This window comes from Streptomyces sp. NPDC057474 (genome assembly GCF_042802555.1).
Classification (GTDB): Bacteria; Actinomycetota; Actinomycetes; order Streptomycetales; family Streptomycetaceae; genus Streptomyces.
This window is the reverse complement of the sequence record NZ_JBHVDX010000195.1, coordinates 1-19,918: the sequence shown is the minus strand read 5'-3', so window position 1 is coordinate 19,918 and position 19,918 is coordinate 1. Positions and strand designations below refer to the sequence as shown.

Sequence of the window (19,918 nt, the reverse complement as noted above, 5' to 3'; positions counted from 1 at the left end):
ATGGCCGCGGCGGCATGGTCCTGGGTGGAGAAGATGTTGCAGGACGCCCAGCGGACCCGGGCGCCCAGGGCGACCAGAGTCTCGATGAGGACGGCAGTCTGCACGGTCATGTGCAGGGAACCGGTGACACGGGCCCCGGCGAGAGGCCGGGCCTCCGCGTACTCCCTGCGGATCGCCATCAGACCGGGCATCTCATGCTCAGCGAGAGTGATCTCCTTACGGCCGAACTCGGCCAGGGAGAGGTCCGCGACCTTGAAAACGGTGAACTCAGCTGACATGAAGGCTCCTTGCGCTCAGTACGTTGCGGTGGATGTCCAGGGCCGCCGTGGACTTGTTCAGCGTGATGTAGTGCAGCCCCGGGGCACCTTCGGCCAGCAGACGCCCAGCCATGGCTGTGGCGTGCTCGACGCCGATCCGGTGGCCGGCCATGGGGTCGTCGCGTACCGCCTCCAGGAGGTGCGCGAGCTCCTCGGGGAAAGCGGCGTGAGACAGCTCCGCGAAGCGGCGGATCTGGCGCACATCGATAGCCGGCATGATCTCGGGAATGATCGGGATGTCACAGCCCGCAGCGGCGACACGGTCCCGCAGCCGCAAATAGTCCTCCACCTCGAAGAACATCTGGGTGACCGCGTAGTCCGCGCCCGCGCGGCACTTGGCGACGAAGTGCCGGATGTCGCTGTCCCAGTCCGGCGAACGCGGGTGCTTTTCCGGGAAGGCGGCGACACCGATGGTGAAGTCCCCGAGGGATCTGACCAGTTCGACCAGCTCGTACGCGTGGGTGAAGCCGTCCGGGTGAGGGATCCAGGTGCCGTTGGGGTCACCGGGCGGATCGCCGCGCAGGACCAGTACATCGCGGATGCCCGCGTCGGCGTACTGACCGATGATGTGGCGCAGTTCGAGGATCGAGTGCCCCACGGCGGTCAGATGAGCCACCGGTCGCAAGGTCGTCTCGGCCGCGACCCGCCGCGTCACCTCGATGGTCCGCTCACGCGAGGACCCCCCGGCCCCATAGGTGACGGACACAAAGTCGGGGGCGAGCGCCTCGATCCGGCGGATGGCCCGCCACAGTGTCTGTTCGCCCTGCGCTGTCCTGGGTGGGAAGAACTCGAATGAGAACGTCGGAGATGTGTCCGTCAACGCGTGCTCCCGGCTTGCCCCACCACCCTTGAGGGTCATGACACCTTCGTGAGCCGCGGCACGAGAGCGCGGGCCGGGTCGTTGCCGTACGTCTGCTCGATGCGGGTGACCAGGTCCGGTGGGCTGAGCTTGTACTCCTGGGTGCCGACGGACTCCAGCACGGTGGTGGCCAGGGCGCAGCCGAGTCGGACTGCCTGCTCCTGCGGCCAGTCCCACACCGTACCGGCGAGGAACCCGGCTCGGAAGGCGTCTCCCGTACCCGTGGGGTCGGCGATCTTGTCCGTGGGTACGGCAGGGATCCGCAGCGTGGGGGCACCCGACCTGGCCAGCGCCACTCCGGCCTCGCCCAGCGTGGTGATCCAGGTGCCGATCCGCCCCAGCAGGTGGTCCTTTGTCCATCCGGTGCGTTCCAGAAGCAGAGCTGCCTCGTACTCGTTAGTAAACAACCACCGTGCCCCGTCCACGAGTTGACGAACCTGATCGCGGTCCAGGCGGGCGAGCTGCTGGGAGGGGTCGGCGGCGACGGGGATGCCGAGCCGGTGGGCCGTGGCGGTGTGCCGCAGCATGGCGGCGGGGTCGTCGGCGCCGACCAGGACGAGCGCGGGCATGCCAGTACGTTCGGCTATCGCGGCCAGGTCGATCCGAGGCGCCTCGGCCATGGCGCCGGCGTAGAAGGTGGCGATCTGGTTCAGGTCCTCGTCGGTGGTGCACACGAAGCGGGCGGTGTGCAGACGCTCGCTGACCTGGACCTCAGACGTGTCGATGCCATTCGCCCGCAGCCAGGCGCCGTACTCGGAGAAGTCGACTCCCGCCGCAGCGACCAGGATCGGGCGGAGGCCGAGCAGGCCGAGGCCGAAGGCGATGTTGGCGCCGACGCCTCCTCTGCGCACCTGAAGCCGGTCGGCGAGGAAGGAGAGGGAGACCCGCTCCAGCTGCTCCTTGATCAGCTGTTCGGCGAAACGTCCGGGAAACACCATCAGATGGTCGGTCGCGATCGATCCGCTCACGGCGATACGCATGGAAGCGCTCCTTGGTCCTGAGGCGGAGTGGGGGTGATGGAACGGCCGGGGTGGCGGGGGAAACGGTGCGCGGTCCGGGGGTAAACCGCGCACCGCTGTCTGTCGTGCCGGGGCGTGCACCGGCGCCGCACTGTCAGCCCGCTGCCGCTGCCTTGCGCAGGGCGTCCGCGCGGTCGGTGCGCTCCCAGGTGAAGTCCGGCAGCTCGCGACCGAAATGGCCATAGGCCGCGGTCTGACCGTAAATCGGGCGCAGCAGGTCGAGATCGCGGATGATGGCGGCCGGGCGGAGGTCGAAGACCTCGGAGATGGCGCTCTCGATCTTCTCGACGGCGACCGTGTTGGTGCCGAAGGTCTCGACGAGCAGGCCCACGGGCTCGGCCTTGCCGATGGCGTACGCCACTTGGACCTCGCAACGCGTGGCCAGGCCGGCCGCGACGGCGTTCTTGGCCACCCAGCGCATCGCGTACGCCGCCGAACGGTCCACCTTGGACGGATCCTTGCCCGAGAAGGCGCCGCCGCCGTGCCGGGCGTAACCGCCGTAGGTGTCGATGATGATCTTCCGTCCGGTCAGCCCGGCGTCGCCCATCGGGCCGCCGATTTCGAAGCGGCCGGTGGGGTTGACCAGCAGGCGGTAGCCCTCGGTGTCCAGCTTGATACCGTCGTCGGCGAGTTGGGCCAGGACGTGCTCGACGACCTCGGCGCGAATGTCGGGGGTGAGCAGGCTGTCCAGGTCGATGTCGCTCGCGTGCTGGGAAGAGACGACGACTGTGTCCAGGCGTACGGGCCGGCTGCCCAGGTACTCGATGGTGACCTGGGTCTTGCCGTCGGGGCGCAGGTAGGGGACGGTGCCGTCCTTGCGGACTTCCGTCAGCCGGCGCGAGAGCCGGTGGGCCAGCTCGATCGGCAACGGCATCAGGGAGGGCGTCTCGGCGGTCGCGTAGCCGAACATCAGACCCTGGTCGCCCGCGCCCTGCTGGTCGAGCCCGTCGGTCGCGCCGCCCGTGGCCGAGCTCTCCAGCCTGCTCTCGTACGCCTTGTCGACGCCCTGCGCGATGTCGGGGGACTGCGCGCCGATCGACACCGACACCCCGCAGGAGGCACCGTCGAAACCCTTGGCTGAGGAGTCGTAGCCTATGTCGAGGATCTTTTTGCGGACCAGGGTGGCGATGTCGACGTAGGCGGAGGTCGTCACCTCGCCCGCGATGTGCACCTGACCTGTGGTGATCAGGGTTTCGACCGCCACGCGCGACGCGGGGTCGGCACGCAGCAGTGCGTCGAGGATGGTGTCGCTGATCTGGTCGGCGATCTTGTCGGGATGTCCCTCGGTCACGGACTCCGAGGTGAACAGGCTACGCGACATGACACTCCAGGGCAGACGTGGTGGATTACCTGTCGACATCGTGCGGCCCCGGCGGCCGGAGCCGAGCTACGTGGGCCCCGTCACCGCTCATGGCCGCCATACTTCTGAGGCGGGGTCAGAGGGAGGGGTGGTTCCGAACCGGATCAGCGGTTCGAGGCCCTTGCCACTGCGCCGGACCGGTCTTGCGGAAGACCCAGTAGTCGGCGCTCTCTTCGGCGATGTAGCGGGCGTCCCCCAGCTTGAACTCCAGGGAGGCCAGGGCAGCGACCTTCTCGGACCGGGCGAAGTCCTCGAATCCCGTCTCAGCCGCGTAGCTGCCGCGGGTGGACACCGCGATCAGGCCGCCGGGCAGGGCGTACTCGATCAGGGTGAGCAGCGCCGTGGGGCGCATATGACCGAGCGTGAACACACCGCTGCTGACCACGATGCCGTACTGGTCCAGACGCTCATCGCGCCGGGGCACCGAGAGGTCCACGCCGCCGTAGGCCTTCCGGTACGCCTGGGTCTTGAGTGCCTCGGCAGCCATGTTCTCCGAGAGGTCGACGCCGTCGATCACGTAGTTGCCCAGGGTGCGCAGGACACTGCCGACGAGGCCGGTGCCACAGCCGGCGTCGAAGACGGTCGTGTCCGGCGTCACGTAGGCGGAGGCGAGCAGGTGCACGAGGTTGGCCGCGACTCGGGGCGCCACCCATTTCTGGTCCGCCAGGTCCACGTCGTACCGCGACGCCCAGTCCTCGTAGTACTTCTTCAGCCCCGGGGAATCGTCGAAGAATACGTGGGACTGCTTGATGTTCGTGAAAGAGCTGCTCACGGGAATTCCTCCATGTCGGTTCGGATCAACGATCGTGACGGTTCTTTTCTCGCTCTGCTATGTCACTGCGGGCACGTCTGACGCGTCCGTTTTCTGCTCGGCGCCGGCGCCGTCTCCTCGCGATCGGGAGTTCTTCAAGTCGAACACCATGTAGACAGCGATTCCGGCAAGAATGAACAGGGCGCCGCCGACCTCTGTCCAGGTGGGCATCCGCCGTTCCGCCGGAAGACTCATGATTGCGCCGAAAATCGTCTCCGTGGCGAGCAACGGCCCGACCAAGGGCACCGGAATGCCCTGCGCCGCCTTCACCCAGATGTATGTGCCCCACCAGGAACCGAGGACTCCGAGGAAGACGCACCAGGCGATGATCTTGAACAGAGGGTACGGAGAGAAGGTCTCCTCAGGCGTCGTGGCAATGGCGAAGGGCAGCAGGACCATGGAGGCACCGCCTGCCCCCATGGCCACCAGCGCCGCCCAGATCTTGGGGTCCGGCTTCGTCTCCCAGGTGCGCTGTGACTGGGCGTTGCGGACAACGAAGTAGGACCATGCGAGCATGGCCATGATGGCCAGCAGGATCCCGAAAAGTGAGTCGTGCGCGCGGTCCGAGGGCCCTTCGTGAATGAAGTCCGTGGCGCTCAGGAGGGTGAGGCCGGAGAGAATTAGGAGGACTGGCGCGACCAGCTCACTCCACGACATGCGCTTTTCCGCGAAGTTGCCGGCCACCGCAATGGTGATCGGTGAGGACCCCACGATGACCGCGGTAATGAAGCCGCTGCCCATGGTGGCGGAGTACGAGACACAGATGTAGAAGACGAAGTACCCCACGAAGCCTATGTACAGGCCGAAGAGGATCCTGCGCATCGGCATCAGCTTGAGCTGGCGCCGGCCTCGGCACAGGACGTACAGGCCGCACAGGCCGAACAAGGAGTACCGGCCGGTCACCAGGAGCAGTTCACTTGCCGGCTTGACGGCGGCCGGCGCGGGGAAGGCGAAGGCCCACAGCAGCGCGGCCGTCAGTGCCGCAGCCACGTTCTTTTGCGTACTCCCCATCACGCAGTCGCTTCCAGCGCGGGATTCTGCCCGGCGGTAAAACCGTTCTGCAGCAGCCAGTCCCGGTTGTAGATCTTGGAGATGTACTTGCTTCCGCTGTCCGGCAGGACGGTGACGACCGTGGCCGGTTCCGTCAGCGATCGGGCCACCTGCACGGCGCCCCACACATTGGCACCGGAGGTGCCACCGCAGACGAGACCCTCGCGTTTGGCCAGGTGCTGACAGGTGGCGAAGGCATCGGCGTCGGTGAACTGAATCACATCGTCGACGACCGAGAAGTCCATGCACTTCGCTAGATGATCCTCGCCCGCCCCCTCGACGAAGTACGGTGCGATCTGCGAAGGGTCGACGACGCCTTCGTGGAAATAGCGGTGGTAGATGGAACCCACCGGATCGAGCAGGACGGACGTCACGGACGGATTCTTCGACTTCAGGAACCGCGAAGTTCCGGAGATCGTGCCGCCTGTGCTCCCCGATGCGATGAACGCCGTCACCGACTGCCCGAGCGTCTCCCAGATCTCAGGGCCCGTCGATCGGAAGTGGGCCTCCGCGTTGAGCGGGTTGTCGTACTGGTTGAGCGTGAACGAGCCTGGCATCTCCGCGTGGATGCGCCTCGCGTACGTCACATAATGCTTGGCCGAGTCCGGTGGGGCCGAGGTCGGGCAGACGATCACCTCAGCGCCCATGGCGCGCAAGGCGTCCTGCTTTTCCTTGCTCACCTTGTCCGGCATGGTCAGGATCGCACGGTAGCCACGTGTTGCCGCCATCATCGCGATCGCCGCACCTGTGTTTCCGGAGGTGTTCTCCACAATGGTCGCGCCGGGCTGGAGCAGACCGCGGCGCTCGGCGTCATCGAGGATGTAGCGGACGATCCGGTCTTTGATGCTGCCCCCCGGATTCATGAACTCGGCCTTGGCGAATATCCGAACACCGGCCGGAACGTCGAAGGTCTTCAGTTCGACGAGGGGCGTCCTGCCGATGAACGACTGGACATTCATGCCGACTCCTTACTGAGTGTGGAAAACGGTGATGGAGAGCCGGTTCGGCGGGTGTGCTGCGGACTCCGGGCCAGTGCTTACCGGGTGCCTCACTGTCCGCTGTCGACTGTCAATGCACCCAAGAGGCGCTGAAGCCCGTTCAGAGGGCAGAGTCAGGAATCTTCACCGAGTCGAGAATCGCGACCGTGTGACCGACCCTTTCGCCTTTCTCCACCAGAGTCAGGGCGTCCAGCGCCGACATCTCGAACGGCGCCAGCTCTTCCTCCAGTTTCAGGGCCTGCGCCCCGGCCGCCGCGGGCGACAGGCCCTCGAAGGCGTCGCGCAGAACGCTCACGGGGTAGAAGTGGAACGGCCCCAGCCCTTCCCTCTCCCACTGGGCGTATCCGCCGACCACCTCGGTTGGCTCGGACTGGACCTTCCAGGTGTAGGTCAGGATGGTGCCGTTGTAGCCGGCGGCTCCGGAGAGGGCCAGGATTTCGGACAACGGAATGCGCGCACCGATCGACGACAGCACGCGCCCGCCGACCCGAAGGAGGGGATGTGCCTGCTGGAGAGCCAGGTAGTGCAGCGTCACGAGGTTCTTCTCTGCGGAGCCGGGGATTTCCTCGCTGCGCTCGGTGATGAAGGTCGAACTCGTCTGGCCGTCGGCCAGATCCTCGTTGCCCGCCATCGGAATGTTGGGGAGGTTCTCGTAGATCACGTCGATCTGCGACAGCTTGCCGGCCAGCGGGGCGAGGAGGTCGCCCACGCCTCCGATCAGTTCGACATCCTTGTTCAAGAGGTTGCTGCGAATGTTTTCCCGCGCATACGCGAGAACGTCCTGATGGAGGTCGGTGAAACCAACGGTATGTGCTTGCAGAATCTCCACGGCCGCCAGGGCGTCGAGGCCTGCCCCCGTCCCGATCGTGCAGAACCGCGGGGCGAGCACCCCCATGCGTGCCAGCGTCTTGAACGCCGGCACGGCAACGCTCGCCACCCAGTCGGCACGCGGATCCTCCGCCTTCGGGAGGTAGGAATGGTCCGAAAGCCGGAGCCCGATGGATGACCTGATCCGTTCTGTTTCACTAATCTGGAAGAACTCGCCGGGCGACACGACCAGTTCGGCATGGTCGACGCGTGTACCCATCTCGGTCTCCTTAGAGGTGGCGACAGCACTACTTCTGCGAGAGTCTCCGGCTCGCCCAATTCGACGAAGGGTCGACGGGCACACGGAACCGGTCTGTGCCGAAGGAATCAACTGTGATCGGATTGCGCCCTTCACGAGGAACGGCGTCCTGCGGTGGCAGTGACTTCACTATCGCCACGGCTGGCAAAGCTGTACAAGGGGTGCTCTGTTGCCTGTCGTCAGGCAACGGCGGCAACAGCGGGCCCCAGAGCGCCTTGCCGCGTGCGTCAGTCCGGCGTTTGCCGGTGCACCGGCCGGCCACCGTACGCTCTTTCCTGCCATCGACCCAGATGGTCAGACGCACGCGGCCGGGCCCGCAATGATCTACATACCGCCATTAAGCGGGCAGCTTCCGCCCGCTGACGGGTCCGTCCACTACCAGACGCGCGACTGGACCACAACGGGAAAGAGCTTTCCAGCCACCTCGGGAGTGCCCCGTTGACACTGCAAAATTCAACTCCCTAGCATGTAGCTATACCGGTTGGTATACGTCACCGTCTCCCCCTCCCCCACGAAGGAGATGCGCACGTGTTGCTCCATCTGTCCCGCGTAGCGGCTGGTGAGGCATCGGCCGTCCCCAGAACGTGTGCTGCCGATCCGCTGAGAGGTCAACGGCACGGCGATCGGTGCACGAGGATGCAACCACTGGCCCATACGGGAGAAGAGAATCCGTGAAACCCGTATACATCCGCGATGACGCCGAGTCGCAACGTCAACACCTCTCGGCAGTTGGCCAGTCCCTGTGCCGACGTGGTTGGCTGCCGGGAACGTACGGCAGTGTCTCGATTCGATCGGGCGAAGCGGTTCTGATCACCGTCGGTGACCTGGACAAGAGAGTGATGACCCATCAGGACACCGTGATGGTAGACCCGTTCGAAGGGCTGCCGTTGACTGGGGAGATCGAGTGGCCCCCGGACGAAACCGCGATACACCTCGCCCTCTACCGACGACTGCCCGACTGCGGAGCAGTGATCTATGCGCAAGCACCGTGCGCCAAGGCACTCGCCCCCTTGACCGACGGCAGCGGTCATTTGAGCCAAGCGGTCCTCAGGGAACCGGAAATGGCGCAGGCACTCGGCTTATCGGATGCCTGCCTGCCCGCACTGCCGGTTGTCGCGGACCGACTCGATGCGTCGCGCATCGCTGAGGACATAGTGGCCGCTCTCGAAGCCTCGGCCGCCGGTACCCCTCCGGTTCTGCTCATCCAGCAGAACGGTCTGGTCGCCTGGGGTCGTGACGCCGACGAAGCGCTCACCAGGCTGGAGTGTATCGAACAGCTCAGCCACCTGTTCCCGGCTGACGCGGTCGCCGACGAACCCGCTGTGGCCAGGAGGAACGCCCGGTGACACTGCTTCAGATCATGCCGGAGGACGCACCGCAGACTGTGCGGGTGCGGACCGACGACCTGGACGTCATCCACAAGGAACTGCTCAGGATCGGTGTGCGCCTCGCCCGGTGGCACGCCGCCCGCCGGCTTCGGGCCGACGCCGACGACACCACGGTCATGAAGGCCTACAAGAGCCACATCGACCATCTGAGCGCCGAGGGCGGCTACCGGATCGTCGACATCGTCCGCATGACTCCCCCGCCGACCGATACGGGCCAGGGCCGGCAGACGTGTCCAGCACGTGAGAAGTTTTTGCAAGAGCACGTCCACGACGACGATCTCGTGCGTTTCCTGGTGGCGGGGACGGGCTGCTTCAATCTCCACGTCGCGGGCCAGGTGTACGCGGTGCTGTGTACGACAGGGGACCTGCTGTCCGTACCCGGCCGTACGCCCCACTGGTTCGACGCGGGCGCTCGCCCAAGCTGCACCGCGATCCGCTTCTTCCAGCGAGCCGAACGCAGCGCTACCCGGTTCCTGCCAGACGGCATCGCCTCCCGGTTCCCGACCTGCGACGATTTGCTCGCGACGCCGGGCAACTAGCCCGGCGCGTCGCCGAAGACATCCGCGGCCATCCCTGCCGGTGCCGGGCACGACCTTCCATACCCAGCTCACTCCTCAATGAGTGCTGCCGACTTCCATGGCGTCCATTCACAACTGCCAAGACAGTCCGAAGCATGCGATCTGGATCACCAGGCCACCGCTCGGGCCTGGAAGTTGGCGCGGTCGGCGCAGCAACCCCGGTTTGAGCTGGCTGCTTTAGACCAACTGTACAATTCTGGGGGCTAGACAATGGTACGAGAACCAGCGCAGGGCTCATCGTCAACTCAGCGTACCCAGGAAAGATTTGGCTCTCTCGCCGACGTACCGGCGACGTTCGGGCAGTTGCTGCGGGCTCACCGGACGAAGTCCGGGCTTTCGCTCACGCAATTCGCCGCTCGGGTGCATTTCAACCCGGGTCACATCAGCAAGGTTGAGACCGGCAAGCGGTCGCCGTCGGTGACTTTCGCGAAGGGCTGCGATCGAGCACTGAACGTCGGAAACACCTTCACAGCCATCGCCTCCGCTCTGGAAGCGGCGACTCGTCAGCAGCAAGGCTGGGTCCAGCCTGCCCAACTGCCTGCGGCGAAACGGCATTTCGTGGGGCGCCATGATGACCTGCATGGACTGGACGGGCTTCTTCAAGGCCCCGAGCAGACGCTTGCGGTACCCGTGGCAGTGATCAACGGCCCGCCCGGCGTGGGAAAGACCGCGCTCGCGGTGCAGTGGGCACACCGAGCCGCCAACGATGGCCACTTTCCCGACGGACAGTTATTCGTCAACCTTCAGGGGCCCGAGCCGGACACCTCGGCTGCGCCCTTCGATGTCCTGGAGGATCTGCTCCGCACTGTGGGTGTGCCTCCTTCACGTATTCCTGCAGAGCTGGATCAAAGGGCTGCCACCTTCCGGTCATACCTGAACGGCCGGGAGATGCTTCTGGTTCTGGACAACGCCGCGGACGCACAGCAGATCCACCCCCTTTTACCCGGTTCTCCGAGATGTGCCGTCGTGGTGACCAGCCGGTCGCGACTACCCGGCCTAATGTCCTTGGTAGACGTCGCCTCGCTGACCCTGCACGAGCTGTGCCAGCCGGATGCCGCCAAGTTGATCTGCGCGGTCATAGGCAAGGTGCGGGCTGACGCCAACCCCGGCGCAGTGGCCGTACTAGCGGAGAGATGCGGATGTCTTCCACTGGCATTGGTGCTGGCTGCCGAGCGGATCGTGAGTCATCAACACCACAGCGCCGAGGCCCTTGCCACCGAACTCAAACCCCAGCAGGCCCGGCTGAGCCTCGCCGAGGGTGACGTTGTACTCCGCGACGCGTTCGAGACCTCGTACAAGGCGCTCGACGAGCAGAGTGCTCGCGTCTTCCGGGGGCTCGGCCTGCTCCCGGACCAACTGATCGACGTGGCCGGCACAGCGTCGATCGCGGGTGTGCCTCCGGAGGAGGCCTCACTGTCGCTGCGCAATCTGGCCGCCGCACACCTGCTTGCGCGCCATGACGAGCGTCACTATCGCATGCACGACCTGTTGCGGGCGTACGCAGCCGATCTGGCAAGGCAGCTTGACGGCAAGCCTGAGCGCGCGAAGGCGAACGGATGTGCGGCCGATCCGATTCCCGCGCTGAATTCCCTCGCCGCTACCACTCTCGTCGCGTAGGACCTCGCTGGTGGCCGGGGCCGGGAGGCCGGTCCCGGTCCCGGACGTGAACCTGGGATCATCACACGCGTGGCATGTGGCTGGGGGCCGGTGAGCTTGTTCCGCTTCGACGGACACCATCGGTGTGGTGGTCGGGCTGCGGGCGTGGCCTCGTAGTCGGCGGGACTGCGGTAGCCAAGGCTGCTGTGCAGCCAGCGCAAGTTGTACCAGCCCTGGATGACCCTGTTGGCCAATTGGTGAATGCCTCTGATCTCCGCTGTGGTGGGTGGTTGAGGGGTGAAGCCTGAGGTCGGGGGGCTTGGGTCGTGAGCCCGCCTCGGACTCGGGACGGAGGGGTTGGGTGTCGATGCGGGCGGACTCGGGTCGGGAGGTTCCTGAGAGGGCGTTAAGTCCCGTTCCTGATGATGCGGTGTCGCTCGTTCGTGGGTGATGGGGCGGTTCCCTCCTCACGTCATGTCGTGTGCATGATGGGGGCGCGGGCATGGAACGGATGCCGTACGCAACCGACTTGTCCGACGAGCATTGGTCGTTGATCGAGCCGCTGGTCACGGCGTGGAAGCAGGAGCGGGTGGCTCGGTCGGCGACCGGGAACCCGGGCTCCTGCGACCTGCGCGAGGTCGTGAACGCGCTGCTCTACCAGAACCGGACGGGCTGTCAGTGGCGGCTCCTGCCACACGATCTCCCGGCCTGGTCAGCGGTGTTCTACTACTTCACCCTGTGGCGCCAGGACGGTCTTGACCAGCGGATCCAGGAGATCCTGCGCTGCCAGGTGCGGGAGCGGTCCAGACGATTAGAGGACCCGTCCCTGGTGATCATCGACACCCAGTCCGTCCGCGTGGCGGCCGGGGTGCCGAAGGAGACGACGGGACTGGACGCGAACAAGAAGACGCCCGGCAGGAAGCGGGGACTCGCCGTCGACGTGCTGGGCCTGATCATCGGTGTGGTGATCCTGGCCGCGAGCGCCCACGACAACGAGGCCGGCATCGCTCTGCTGGACCAGGTGGCCGAACGGTGCGGGATGCGCCTGGAAAAGGTCCTGGTCGACCAGGGTTTCAAGGACGCCGTGATCATCCATGGGGCGGTGAAGGACATCACCGTCGAGGTGGTCCGGCGCAACCCCGACGACAAGGGACGGGGCTTCGTTCCGCAACCGAAGCGGTGGGTGGTCGAGCAGGTCAACGGCACCCTCATGCTGCACCGGCGCCTGGCCCGCGACTACGACCACCGACCCGACAACGCGGCCTCCCGCGTCTACTGGGCCTCCACCGCCGGCATGCTCCGCCGCCTTACCACCCCTGCCCCCACCTGGCGGGACGACGTGGAGCTGGCCGCGTGAACGTCCACGAACTCCTGCGGCTGCTGCAGACCGAACACGATGACACCGCCGCACGAGCCGACCACCTGCGCGAGCAGATCGAGCGGCACACCACCGCCCTCGCCGAGACCGAAGCCCGCCTGGCCGAGCTCGCCGCCACCCGCAAAGTCATCGACGGCCTCACCCCGCCCGACCACCCAACCGCCCCCGCGGAGACCGCCACCATCTACCAGCGCATCGTGACCACGTTCAACGAACACCCCGGGAAGGTGTTCCGCGTCCGCGATCTGCACGAGCACCTCGGCCTGCCCACCGACGAGCCCTCGATCAACGTCACCCGCTCCCGCCTGGGACGACTCGTCCGCCAGGGACTCCTCGAACAACCCGGACGCGGCCGCTACAAGAAACGGACTTAACGCCCTCTCAGGTCACGTCCGTCCGCCAGCAGCGCTTGCTGCGTGCCCGGCCGGACGGTCGACAGATCAACGCCAGGACACCCACAGGGTCAGTCATAAGCAAGAGTCAGACCGACACGGCCGGGACCACCCGATCCTTGCGGGATCCGGTACGAAGAGACTGACAGTCCCAGCACTGGCCGCTGCGGCCGACCGACAACCGTATAAGCAACTTGGCTGTCAGGACGGCGAATTCGTGGCTGGCGTACTGGCAGCCGCACTCGGAAGGGAAGATCACCGGCCCGGCCGGGCGGTGTCGGCGGCAGACGGACCGCAGAGCGTCGGCTACCAATTCGGTGCGCAGGTGGTCGGCGGTGGCCCAGCCGACCACTCGTCGGGGAGGCGATACCTACGACGGTGGCCAGGTAGAGCCAGCCGTCGCCAGTAGGGATGTAGGTGATGTCGCCGCACCCACAGGCGTCCGTCGCGGTCGGATCGGGCCGGAACTCGCGCAGAAGCAGGTCCGGGCAGGTGGCCGCGTGCGGTTCGGGAGTCGTGGTGCGGTGTCGGCGTCTGCGGTGTCGGCCAGCGAGCCCGGCGCCCGCATCGGCCAGGCGATGCGTCTGCGGCTGCAGACCGTGCCCTCGCGATTGAGGGCAACGTGGATGCGCGGGACCCGTGGGTGCCTCGGGACTGCGCGTGGACGGCGGTAATTTGCTTGGTCAGCTCCGCGTCCCGCACGGCCCGGAGACCGACGGCGCCGATGCGGCGAGCGAGAAGGCAGCACGGGAGACCCTCAGCAACTCACACGCGCATTTGACGCTGAGGGCCGCCTGCTTCTCCGCCCTCGATGAACGGGTGCACGCTCACCCGGTCCCCTTCGCGATGAAAGACGTGGCCCCGCTTGAGGATCTCCACGCCGTCCCGCAGGCGGCGGTTCTCCCGCTGCAGTGGGGCCAGTTCCTCGCGTTCGCTGCTGGAGGGGCCGTCCCGCTCGCCGACATCGACTCAGCCTGCCCAGTCGCGCACCGCGGTCTCGGTCAAGTTGCAGTTCCTGGTGACCTGGCCAACCGAAGGATCACCGCGTCGGCACAGCTGACGATCTCCGGCGTGAACGAGCGACGAGGACGCGGCGTCTTCTTCCCCATGCTCTGCGTGGTGGACATCCTTCCGGGGACTCAACCCCTGGCCTCGGACTGTCCACCAAAGTGGATCAAATCCACGGGGTGGTCACTCGCGAAATGACCTTTCGATGAGGACTCTTGCCATGTCCTCAGCACGATCGACGGCCTGATCCAGCGACCGCATGGAATCGACGACGCAGGCCCCCTCGTGCAGAATCAGAACCTGGGCGGCCAGTCCGGCTGGATCTTTAGCCTGGGCTTCCGTGGCCAGTCCTTCCAAGTAAGCGAGCAGCCAGGCCTTCTGATCGCGGGCGACCTCCCGGCCTGGGTGGCCTTCAGGTAGTTCCACGGACGCGTTGATGAAGGCACAGCCCCGCAGGTTCCGCTCGCGCGTCCATTCACGCAGAGCACCGAACGTGGCCAGGATTTTTTCTGCGGGGAGACCGTCGTGACCGTTGACGTACTTCACCAGCGTGGAGCGCCACAGGCCATCGCGATCGCGCAGATAGGCGACGATGAGGTCCTCTTTCGAACCGAAGCGGTCGTAGAGGGTCTTCTTGGTGACGCCCGCTTCCTCCGCGATCGCTTCCACGCCGACGGCGCGGATCCCCCGGTCGTAGAAGAGCCGCGAGGCTGTCTGGAGGATCTTCACCCCAGCCGGCGTGAGGTGCTGCATGCCGCGTCGCTTGCTGCTTCGACCGACGGTCTCGCTGTTGACAGTCACAGCACAACGCTACACCCAACGGTATAGATACAACAGCCGCTGCGCAGGTGTGAACGCCCGAGTACAAGCCGGGAACGCCAAAGAACTCCGCTTTACCCGCGAAGTGAACCGACCATTCGACGCCGTTGTTGTTCATTTCAGTTGTTTGTGACGCCTGTTCTGTTGGTTGTGGTGTAGTACCAGAAGGCGATAGGCCCGAGCATTCGGCGGTCGGAGCCTTCGCATCGTGGTGTCGCTGGGATTCTGGGCCAGGGGCACTGCAGAGCGCGGCGGGTGTCAGGCGAAGCCTGATCGTCGCCGGGTCGCCGGATGCGTGCGGGTGTATCGGTCGATGACGGGCCGACCAGTACGCCGAAGGCCGCTTCCGCGTGGGAGAAGATGTCGCCGAGGGAGCGGACAGTGTCAGCCTTGCCCAGTGTGGGGCTGTCCGAGTAGGCATCGAAGGTCACCTGGTGACCAGGGTGCGAGCCGTGCGCAGTACACGACGCCTATGCACTGCGGTCCCACTGCAGGACGCCGTGGCGCTCATGCTCGACCGGTACGAGCCCTGGACTGCGGTCCCGCGGGCTAACCGCGACGCCCTGGCTGTGCTGTCCGGGGACGTGGGTGACAGGCGACACGGGCCTTGACCCGGAATCTTGGACAGGGGCTATGCGGCTTGGGCCAGGGTAGTTGATGTCGTGTCGAGTGCTGTCTCGTAGGCGGTGGGGCTGCGTTGTCCGAGGCGGGAGTGCCAGCGTCGGGTGTTGTTGCGGATGAGCCAGCGGAACGCGTCGAGGCGGGCCTCGCGCCCAGGACGTCGAGCCTCTCCTCGCGGACGTGCCGTGATCGCAGATCACGCTCCGGGCGCCCTGCTCGCCGCTGGCCAGCCGCCCTTCTCCTTCGAGCTGTTCCCGCCGATGACCGGGGAGGGCGTGCGAGCCTTCTGAGACGCTGTCCTCCACGTCGAACCGCTCGCGCCCTATTTGTCTCGGTCACCCATGGAGCGGGCGACTCCTCCCGGGACCGCAACGTGGAGCTGACGTGGCGGATCGTGCGCGAGTGGAGCCCCTGAGGGGCAAACCTTCGTAGCTGCCATCGGGTGAGCGTGGAGGTTTACGTGCTGGCACCGGCGCTCCGTGCCTGATGGCATGTCCAGCATTGATCCCGTACGCGATGTCTCGCAGGAGATTCCATACGCACTGAAGCAACATTCTCATTCGGGGATCTCCAAGCAGTCTCGACTGCCGAGCAGGACGTGGAAACGCTCCGTCTGATCTCTAAGTATACCCACCTGTATGGCTACTGACTACCCAGCCGCCCGTGAGACTGCCCCACGAAGGGCCGGTACCGCCCCAACGGCGTTCTGGCTCCGCGTGGTTCTGGGGCCAGTCGGGTGGGTCCGTGGTGCCGACGGCAGCGCTGGGCCGCTTGCCTGCCCACCGCTTGAGGTCGCCGACGCGGTACAGGAAATCAGCGCCCCTCTTGCCGATCGAGTCCGGTAAGGACGGGCAATTGGCGCGGGCGAAGCGCGGCGCGGCGAGGGTGATCTCCGGCAGATTCCGGGTGCCCTGCAGGGGCCGGCGCTACCGCCGCGGCGTCGGCGGCCGGGGCTTGGTGGGCGGGCAGAGCGGTGTGCTGGCCCTCAGCTGCGATGCGCTGGAGCTACTGCTCGGCGGCGCGGGCCTCGAAGAGGCGGTTTGCCCAGCGCGCGGCAGGGCCCGGGTGATGTCGCGGATCCGGGCGTCGTCAGTCGTGTGCCCGGGCGGCGCGCGGCGAGACGGACATGCCCGACGTGCCGGCCAAGCCCGCGCAGGAGACACCCTCCCGGAGGCCTTCCTCGAGGACCGCCGGGCGCGCGGGTGTCGGCGAGGTACGCCAGCGCACTGACCTGCCGTGGTCAGGCCTGTGGTCGGGGGGTGGCGACACGCGTCGAACGGGCCGACGCCGCCCCCGAGGCCGCCAAGCGGGCAGCACGCGACCTGCTCGACGCGGCCTGCCCGGAGTCCGGCTGAGCCTGTCGGGCCCGCGCGCCGATCAGCGGACGCCCAGCAGATCAGCCGAGGACCGGCTGGTCGCCGAAGAGGTTAGCGGCCGCATCCGCGACAAGGTCGGGCCCGGCGCGATCGGCCCGGCCGCCACGCTTTTCGGGGTTGTCGCGCCGCCGTCACCGCATCCGCGCCACCGTTCACCGTGTCGTACCGACGCCGGATGGCCAGGACCATGTCCTCTGGCCCCAACGGACCGACTTTGCTGACCCCAGCCCCTTGATCCGAAGTCCGATGTCCCGGAGAAGTGGCCCCCACCCGGTGGGCTGCTCAAATGGCCTTGAGGTGGGGCCAGAAGTCCCGGTCGACGCGGCTCGGGATAGATCGCCAAATGGGGCCAGGAGACCGGGGCCGATTCACTCGGTCGTCGCCAAATGGTCGATGTGCGCGGCGTGGCGATCACGCCACGTCTCGTCGGACACGATCAGCGCGGGATGCTCCGCACCAGGTGCAGCACGATCGCGTCGCGGACCGTGTCGGAGTGCTGCCTCCGGTCGAAGAACGTGCCCTTTGTCCGCTGCGTCGAGTGCCTCGCGCAGCAGGGTTTCCGTGGCCATCCAGGCGGCCTCGGTGGAGTCGGAGGCGTAGCGCACGAAGTGCCGGAACTTCCCGCAGCCTGCCGGACCCCGCTTCGTCGGCTTGGCGTGTATGTACGCGCGGTTGAGGCTGCTGACCAGGCGCTCGCCCTTGGAGTTAACCGGCTCGGCGAACTGGTCAAGGAGCACCCGGGACACGACGTGCTGGTCAGGCTTAGCCTGCTGCGAGTTCTGGGATGCCTCCCGCACCAAACGGTCGTACTGGGCCGGTATAGGTGGAGGGGTTTATCTGAACGAAAGCACGAGTGCAGGCTGGCACGCGGCATAGCCCCTTCCGCTGGTTTTCCACCGTCGCCCTGCGTATCGGCGCAGGGCCGTCGTCGAACAGCCCGCCTCCACACGTCACGGGCCCTGAGAGTTGCCTTCTCCCCCCGGGACCTGTGGCGTCCGGGCCTGGGCCAGGGGACGCCGGTGGCCCGCCCGGGGGCTTCGAGGTCCGTGGGACGTGAACAGTCCGCATTCCTGACGTTTGCTCTCCACAGGGGGCAGGAGGTCCGCCAGGACGTACGGGGCCGGGTTCCCTGCCGACGACATCGAGGAAGACGAAGCCGCGGATCTCTGCACGACGCTGGTGGAGCGCATCGCCCAGGCCGCCCACGCGGGCGGCAACGCGGGCAGTGCCAGCGTCGCGACCAACGCGGTGAGGGCAACACCCCAGATCAGCGCGTCGGCAAGGCTGTCGACGGCTGCTGAATTCCAGCGCTGGCCAGCCAGCTCTTCCCTTCGGCGCATGCTGCTGGTTTCCAGCGCATCCCCAGCGGGGGGGCTCAGTCGCCCTGGGGCGTAGTCTTCGATTCTTCGCGAGTGCGGGGCCGTTCCGACTCGTCCTCTTCGTCGGCCAGGTCGGCTTGGTCCGGAGCGCCACTGCTCCACGCGACGGGCGGTGTCGGCGCCGTGATCGTCTGCGGTTCGTCGGAACCCGGGTGGACGCTCGGCTGGGAACCCGGTGTGTGGGACGTCTGCGTTTCGTCATTGGAGTTCGTCATGGAGAGCGTGTTCCCATCGTTCTCATTCGAATGCAAGCCGTTGCGGATCGACCTGGACGAATTCGCGGGGCGCTGGTCGCTCCACATAGGGCCGCCCACGGACGACTGACGCAAGCCGCACCTGCTCCGCGGCTTCGACCCCATTGCCAGCCCCGGCGGGCCGCCGCTTGGTCAGCGGCCCGCGCTGCGGAGGGCGTGGTCTTCAAGAGGCTGGCCGACCTCCACCAGCCCTCGGTGAGGGGCTGGCAGAAATACAAGGTCCGCGAGACGAGCGAGGCGATCGTCGGCGCGGTCACCGGCCCTCTGGCCGCTCCCCGCACGCTGCTGCTCGGCAGTACGACACCGAAGGCCACCTTCAGTACGTAGGCCGCACCACCACCCTCGCCCGGGCGGCAGGTGCTGCGGTCACCGGCCTGCTCGCTCCGGGACGGCGCGGGCATCCGTGGACAAGCTGGTCGTTCTCCGCCGGGTGGGGCAGCCAGGAAAAAACTGGTGGTCACGCTGGTGGAACCGGAGCTGGTGGTGGAGGTCGACGTCGCCCGCGACGCCTCTGGCCGGTGGCGACACCCCGCACGCTGGCACCGCACCCGCCCCGGCCTCTCCCCCACCGCGTCACCCGCCTGACGTCACCCACCTGACCCGCCTGACTTCACCCGCCCGACGTCACCCGCCTGACGTCACCGCCGCACTGACGGCGGCACGGCGCGGAGGCCCCGCCGACGCGCAACACGAGCGAGCGCGCCCCGATCCCCGGCTGCGTCCGCGCCGCCCATCCCGCCCTCCCACTCCACAACTCCAGCCAGGGACATGAGCAAAACGGCCGCAACCGGGATGTCAGCACCCCGACCACCCGAACGCCCGCGGTGAGCTGGGCGAACTCCAGGACACTGGAAAGGCTCGCGCAACATTCATCGCAACACCTAGCGCAACAGATAGACGCGACATCTGCCGCAACAGCGGTGCGGCGCTGAGGCGGCTTGTGCTGGCTTTGTTCATGTTCAGCAGCAGCGTTTGTCTGCCGGTTTGGGCGTCAGTTGGTGATCACTGGGCCTCGGAATGTTCACGAGAGATAGTGTCAGCGCATGGACCAGCGCGGCCTGGACCGCTGGCTCGAGTGTCAGGGGACATCTGGCGCCCCGGAAAGACGTTCGCCGCCTGCCGTCTAACCTCTCCTCTTGAGGGGTGGGATTATGGAAAAGTCGATCTTGACTGAGTCCATCAGGTACTCCGCTGTGTGCCAGGGGTGCGGTGCCAAGGCGGAGTGGTGCGGTGTTCAGGCGCTGGTGGGCGAGGCACTGCGGTGGGATGTTGAGTCGACGTGTCCGGCCTGCGGGTTTGCCGTGGCTGTGTGTGGCGGTGACCTGCCGGAGGAACTGCGTGGCCGACTGCTCTCCGAGCACGGGCGGGCAAGGTTGCGGGTAGCCCCGCCGACGAGGAACGCCGCCATCATGCGGGTGCTGCGGGCGGAACTCGGCATCGGCCTGGACGGCGTCCGGACCGTGCTGGAGCAGGTCTTGACCGGGCAATACTCAGGGACCCTGCCCGAGATGGAGCTCCTGGCGCGGAAGCTGCGGGCATCAGGCATCGAAGCGGCCGCTTCACGGACGGTGGATTGAGTGTGCCTGCCG

20 protein-coding genes are annotated in these 19,918 nt (G+C 66.7%); 9 read left to right on the top strand and 11 right to left on the bottom strand.

The features are described 5' to 3' along the window. The 8 genes from ACFU53_RS36860 to ACFU53_RS36825 all read right to left on the bottom strand — a co-directional run. Positions 1-278, bottom strand: a 278-nt coding sequence (locus ACFU53_RS36860; RefSeq protein ID WP_384002753.1) for an adenosylhomocysteinase, incomplete at its 3' end; no start/stop codon positions are given. Then, complete coding sequence (metF, locus tag ACFU53_RS36855; protein ID WP_384002750.1) at positions 268-1,176, bottom strand: methylenetetrahydrofolate reductase [NAD(P)H]; 909 nt, start codon at positions 1,174-1,176, stop codon at positions 268-270. The genes metF and ACFU53_RS36860, both read right to left, overlap by 11 nt. Then, positions 1,173-2,156: a carbohydrate kinase family protein gene (locus ACFU53_RS36850; protein ID WP_384002747.1), complete on the bottom strand. Its 984-nt coding sequence runs from the start codon at positions 2,154-2,156 to the stop codon at positions 1,173-1,175. The genes metF and ACFU53_RS36850 overlap by 4 nt, the downstream gene beginning before the upstream one ends. A gap of 133 nt (positions 2,157-2,289) precedes the next feature. Further along, a complete protein-coding gene (metK, locus tag ACFU53_RS36845) occupies positions 2,290-3,516 on the bottom strand; it encodes a methionine adenosyltransferase (protein ID WP_384002744.1) in 1,227 nt (408 codons plus the stop codon). A 115-nt stretch (positions 3,517-3,631) separates the two neighbouring features. Further along, complete coding sequence (locus ACFU53_RS36840; protein WP_384002741.1) at positions 3,632-4,327, bottom strand: class I SAM-dependent DNA methyltransferase; 696 nt, start codon at positions 4,325-4,327, stop codon at positions 3,632-3,634. A gap of 57 nt (positions 4,328-4,384) precedes the next feature. Beyond that, entirely contained in the window at positions 4,385-5,356 is a 972-nt protein-coding gene (locus tag ACFU53_RS36835) for a DMT family transporter (protein WP_384002738.1), read from the bottom strand. Positions 5,357-5,376: 20 nt separating this feature from the next. Next, a complete protein-coding gene (locus tag ACFU53_RS36830; RefSeq protein ID WP_384002735.1) occupies positions 5,377-6,375 on the bottom strand; it encodes a PLP-dependent cysteine synthase family protein in 999 nt (332 codons plus the stop codon). A gap of 139 nt (positions 6,376-6,514) precedes the next feature. Next, a complete protein-coding gene (locus ACFU53_RS36825) occupies positions 6,515-7,501 on the bottom strand; it encodes a class I SAM-dependent methyltransferase (protein ID WP_384002732.1) in 987 nt (328 codons plus the stop codon). A gap of 710 nt (positions 7,502-8,211) precedes the next feature. Between ACFU53_RS36825 and ACFU53_RS36820 the strand changes: the two genes are divergently transcribed. From ACFU53_RS36820 to ACFU53_RS36800, 5 genes are all read left to right on the top strand, one after another. Continuing rightward, positions 8,212-8,886: a class II aldolase/adducin family protein gene (locus ACFU53_RS36820; RefSeq protein ID WP_384002729.1), complete on the top strand. Its 675-nt coding sequence runs from the start codon at positions 8,212-8,214 to the stop codon at positions 8,884-8,886. Then, positions 8,883-9,467, top strand: a complete 585-nt coding sequence (locus ACFU53_RS36815; protein ID WP_384002726.1) for a cupin — start codon at positions 8,883-8,885, stop codon at positions 9,465-9,467. The genes ACFU53_RS36820 and ACFU53_RS36815 overlap by 4 nt, the downstream gene beginning before the upstream one ends. A gap of 342 nt (positions 9,468-9,809) precedes the next feature. After that, positions 9,810-11,123 carry a helix-turn-helix domain-containing protein gene (locus tag ACFU53_RS36810; RefSeq protein ID WP_384002723.1) on the top strand — a complete coding sequence of 438 codons (1,314 nt, stop codon included), beginning with the start codon at positions 9,810-9,812 and terminating at the stop codon, positions 11,121-11,123. Between the two features lie 481 nt (positions 11,124-11,604). After that, positions 11,605-12,459 carry an IS5 family transposase gene (locus ACFU53_RS36805; protein ID WP_384002720.1) on the top strand — a complete coding sequence of 285 codons (855 nt, stop codon included), beginning with the start codon at positions 11,605-11,607 and terminating at the stop codon, positions 12,457-12,459. Beyond that, positions 12,456-12,854 carry a type IV toxin-antitoxin system AbiEi family antitoxin domain-containing protein gene (locus tag ACFU53_RS36800; protein ID WP_384002717.1) on the top strand — a complete coding sequence of 133 codons (399 nt, stop codon included), beginning with the start codon at positions 12,456-12,458 and terminating at the stop codon, positions 12,852-12,854. The genes ACFU53_RS36805 and ACFU53_RS36800 overlap by 4 nt, the downstream gene beginning before the upstream one ends. Positions 12,855-12,960: 106 nt before the next feature. Here the strand turns inward: ACFU53_RS36800 and ACFU53_RS36795 are convergent, their stop codons facing one another. Continuing rightward, complete coding sequence (locus tag ACFU53_RS36795) at positions 12,961-13,224, bottom strand: hypothetical protein (protein WP_384002714.1); 264 nt, start codon at positions 13,222-13,224, stop codon at positions 12,961-12,963. Between the two features lie 287 nt (positions 13,225-13,511). Here ACFU53_RS36795 and ACFU53_RS36790 point away from each other — a divergent pair, with 287 nt between their 5' ends. Next, the gene (locus tag ACFU53_RS36790; protein WP_384002711.1) at positions 13,512-14,078 is read left to right on the top strand and encodes a hypothetical protein; all 567 of its coding nucleotides are present in this window, start codon (positions 13,512-13,514) and stop codon (positions 14,076-14,078) included. Here the strand turns inward: ACFU53_RS36790 and ACFU53_RS36785 are convergent. Beyond that, the gene (locus ACFU53_RS36785; RefSeq protein ID WP_384002756.1) at positions 14,064-14,633 is read right to left on the bottom strand and encodes a TetR/AcrR family transcriptional regulator; all 570 of its coding nucleotides are present in this window, start codon (positions 14,631-14,633) and stop codon (positions 14,064-14,066) included. The genes ACFU53_RS36790 and ACFU53_RS36785 overlap by 15 nt on opposite strands. A 2,431-nt stretch (positions 14,634-17,064) precedes the next feature. Continuing rightward, the gene (locus ACFU53_RS36780) at positions 17,065-17,493 is read right to left on the bottom strand and encodes a hypothetical protein (RefSeq protein WP_384002708.1); all 429 of its coding nucleotides are present in this window, start codon (positions 17,491-17,493) and stop codon (positions 17,065-17,067) included. Positions 17,494-18,485: 992 nt separating this feature from the next. Here ACFU53_RS36780 and ACFU53_RS36775 point away from each other — a divergent pair. The 3 genes from ACFU53_RS36775 (at position 18,486) to ACFU53_RS36765 (ending at position 19,906) form a co-directional block, all read left to right on the top strand. Further along, the gene (locus ACFU53_RS36775) at positions 18,486-18,656 is read left to right on the top strand and encodes a hypothetical protein (RefSeq protein WP_384002705.1); all 171 of its coding nucleotides are present in this window, start codon (positions 18,486-18,488) and stop codon (positions 18,654-18,656) included. Between the two features lie 126 nt (positions 18,657-18,782). Further along, on the top strand, positions 18,783-18,914 hold the full coding sequence (locus ACFU53_RS36770) for an ATP-dependent DNA ligase (protein WP_384002702.1): 132 nt from the start codon (positions 18,783-18,785) through the stop codon (positions 18,912-18,914). Positions 18,915-19,738: 824 nt separating this feature from the next. Next, complete coding sequence (locus ACFU53_RS36765) at positions 19,739-19,906, top strand: hypothetical protein (RefSeq protein ID WP_384002698.1); 168 nt, start codon at positions 19,739-19,741, stop codon at positions 19,904-19,906. Positions 19,907-19,918 lie beyond the last annotated feature (12 nt).

What these genes read in the sequence shown, in the direction of transcription:
- metF (WP_384002750.1), bottom strand. Translation starts at nt 1,176, where the DNA reads ATGACCCTCAAGGGTGGTGGGGCAAGCCGGGAGCACGCGTTGACGGAC.
- ACFU53_RS36850 (WP_384002747.1), bottom strand. Translation starts at nt 2,156, where the DNA reads ATGCGTATCGCCGTGAGCGGATCGATCGCGACCGACCATCTGATGGTG.
- metK (WP_384002744.1), bottom strand. Translation starts at nt 3,516, where the DNA reads ATGTCGCGTAGCCTGTTCACCTCGGAGTCCGTGACCGAGGGACATCCC.
- ACFU53_RS36830 (WP_384002735.1), bottom strand. Translation starts at nt 6,375, where the DNA reads ATGAATGTCCAGTCGTTCATCGGCAGGACGCCCCTCGTCGAACTGAAG.
- ACFU53_RS36825 (WP_384002732.1), bottom strand. Translation starts at nt 7,501, where the DNA reads ATGGGTACACGCGTCGACCATGCCGAACTGGTCGTGTCGCCCGGCGAG.
- ACFU53_RS36805 (WP_384002720.1), top strand. Translation starts at nt 11,605, where the DNA reads ATGGAACGGATGCCGTACGCAACCGACTTGTCCGACGAGCATTGGTCG.
- ACFU53_RS36785 (WP_384002756.1), bottom strand. Translation starts at nt 14,633, where the DNA reads ATGCAGCACCTCACGCCGGCTGGGGTGAAGATCCTCCAGACAGCCTCG.
- ACFU53_RS36765 (WP_384002698.1), top strand. Translation starts at nt 19,739, where the DNA reads ATGCGGGTGCTGCGGGCGGAACTCGGCATCGGCCTGGACGGCGTCCGG.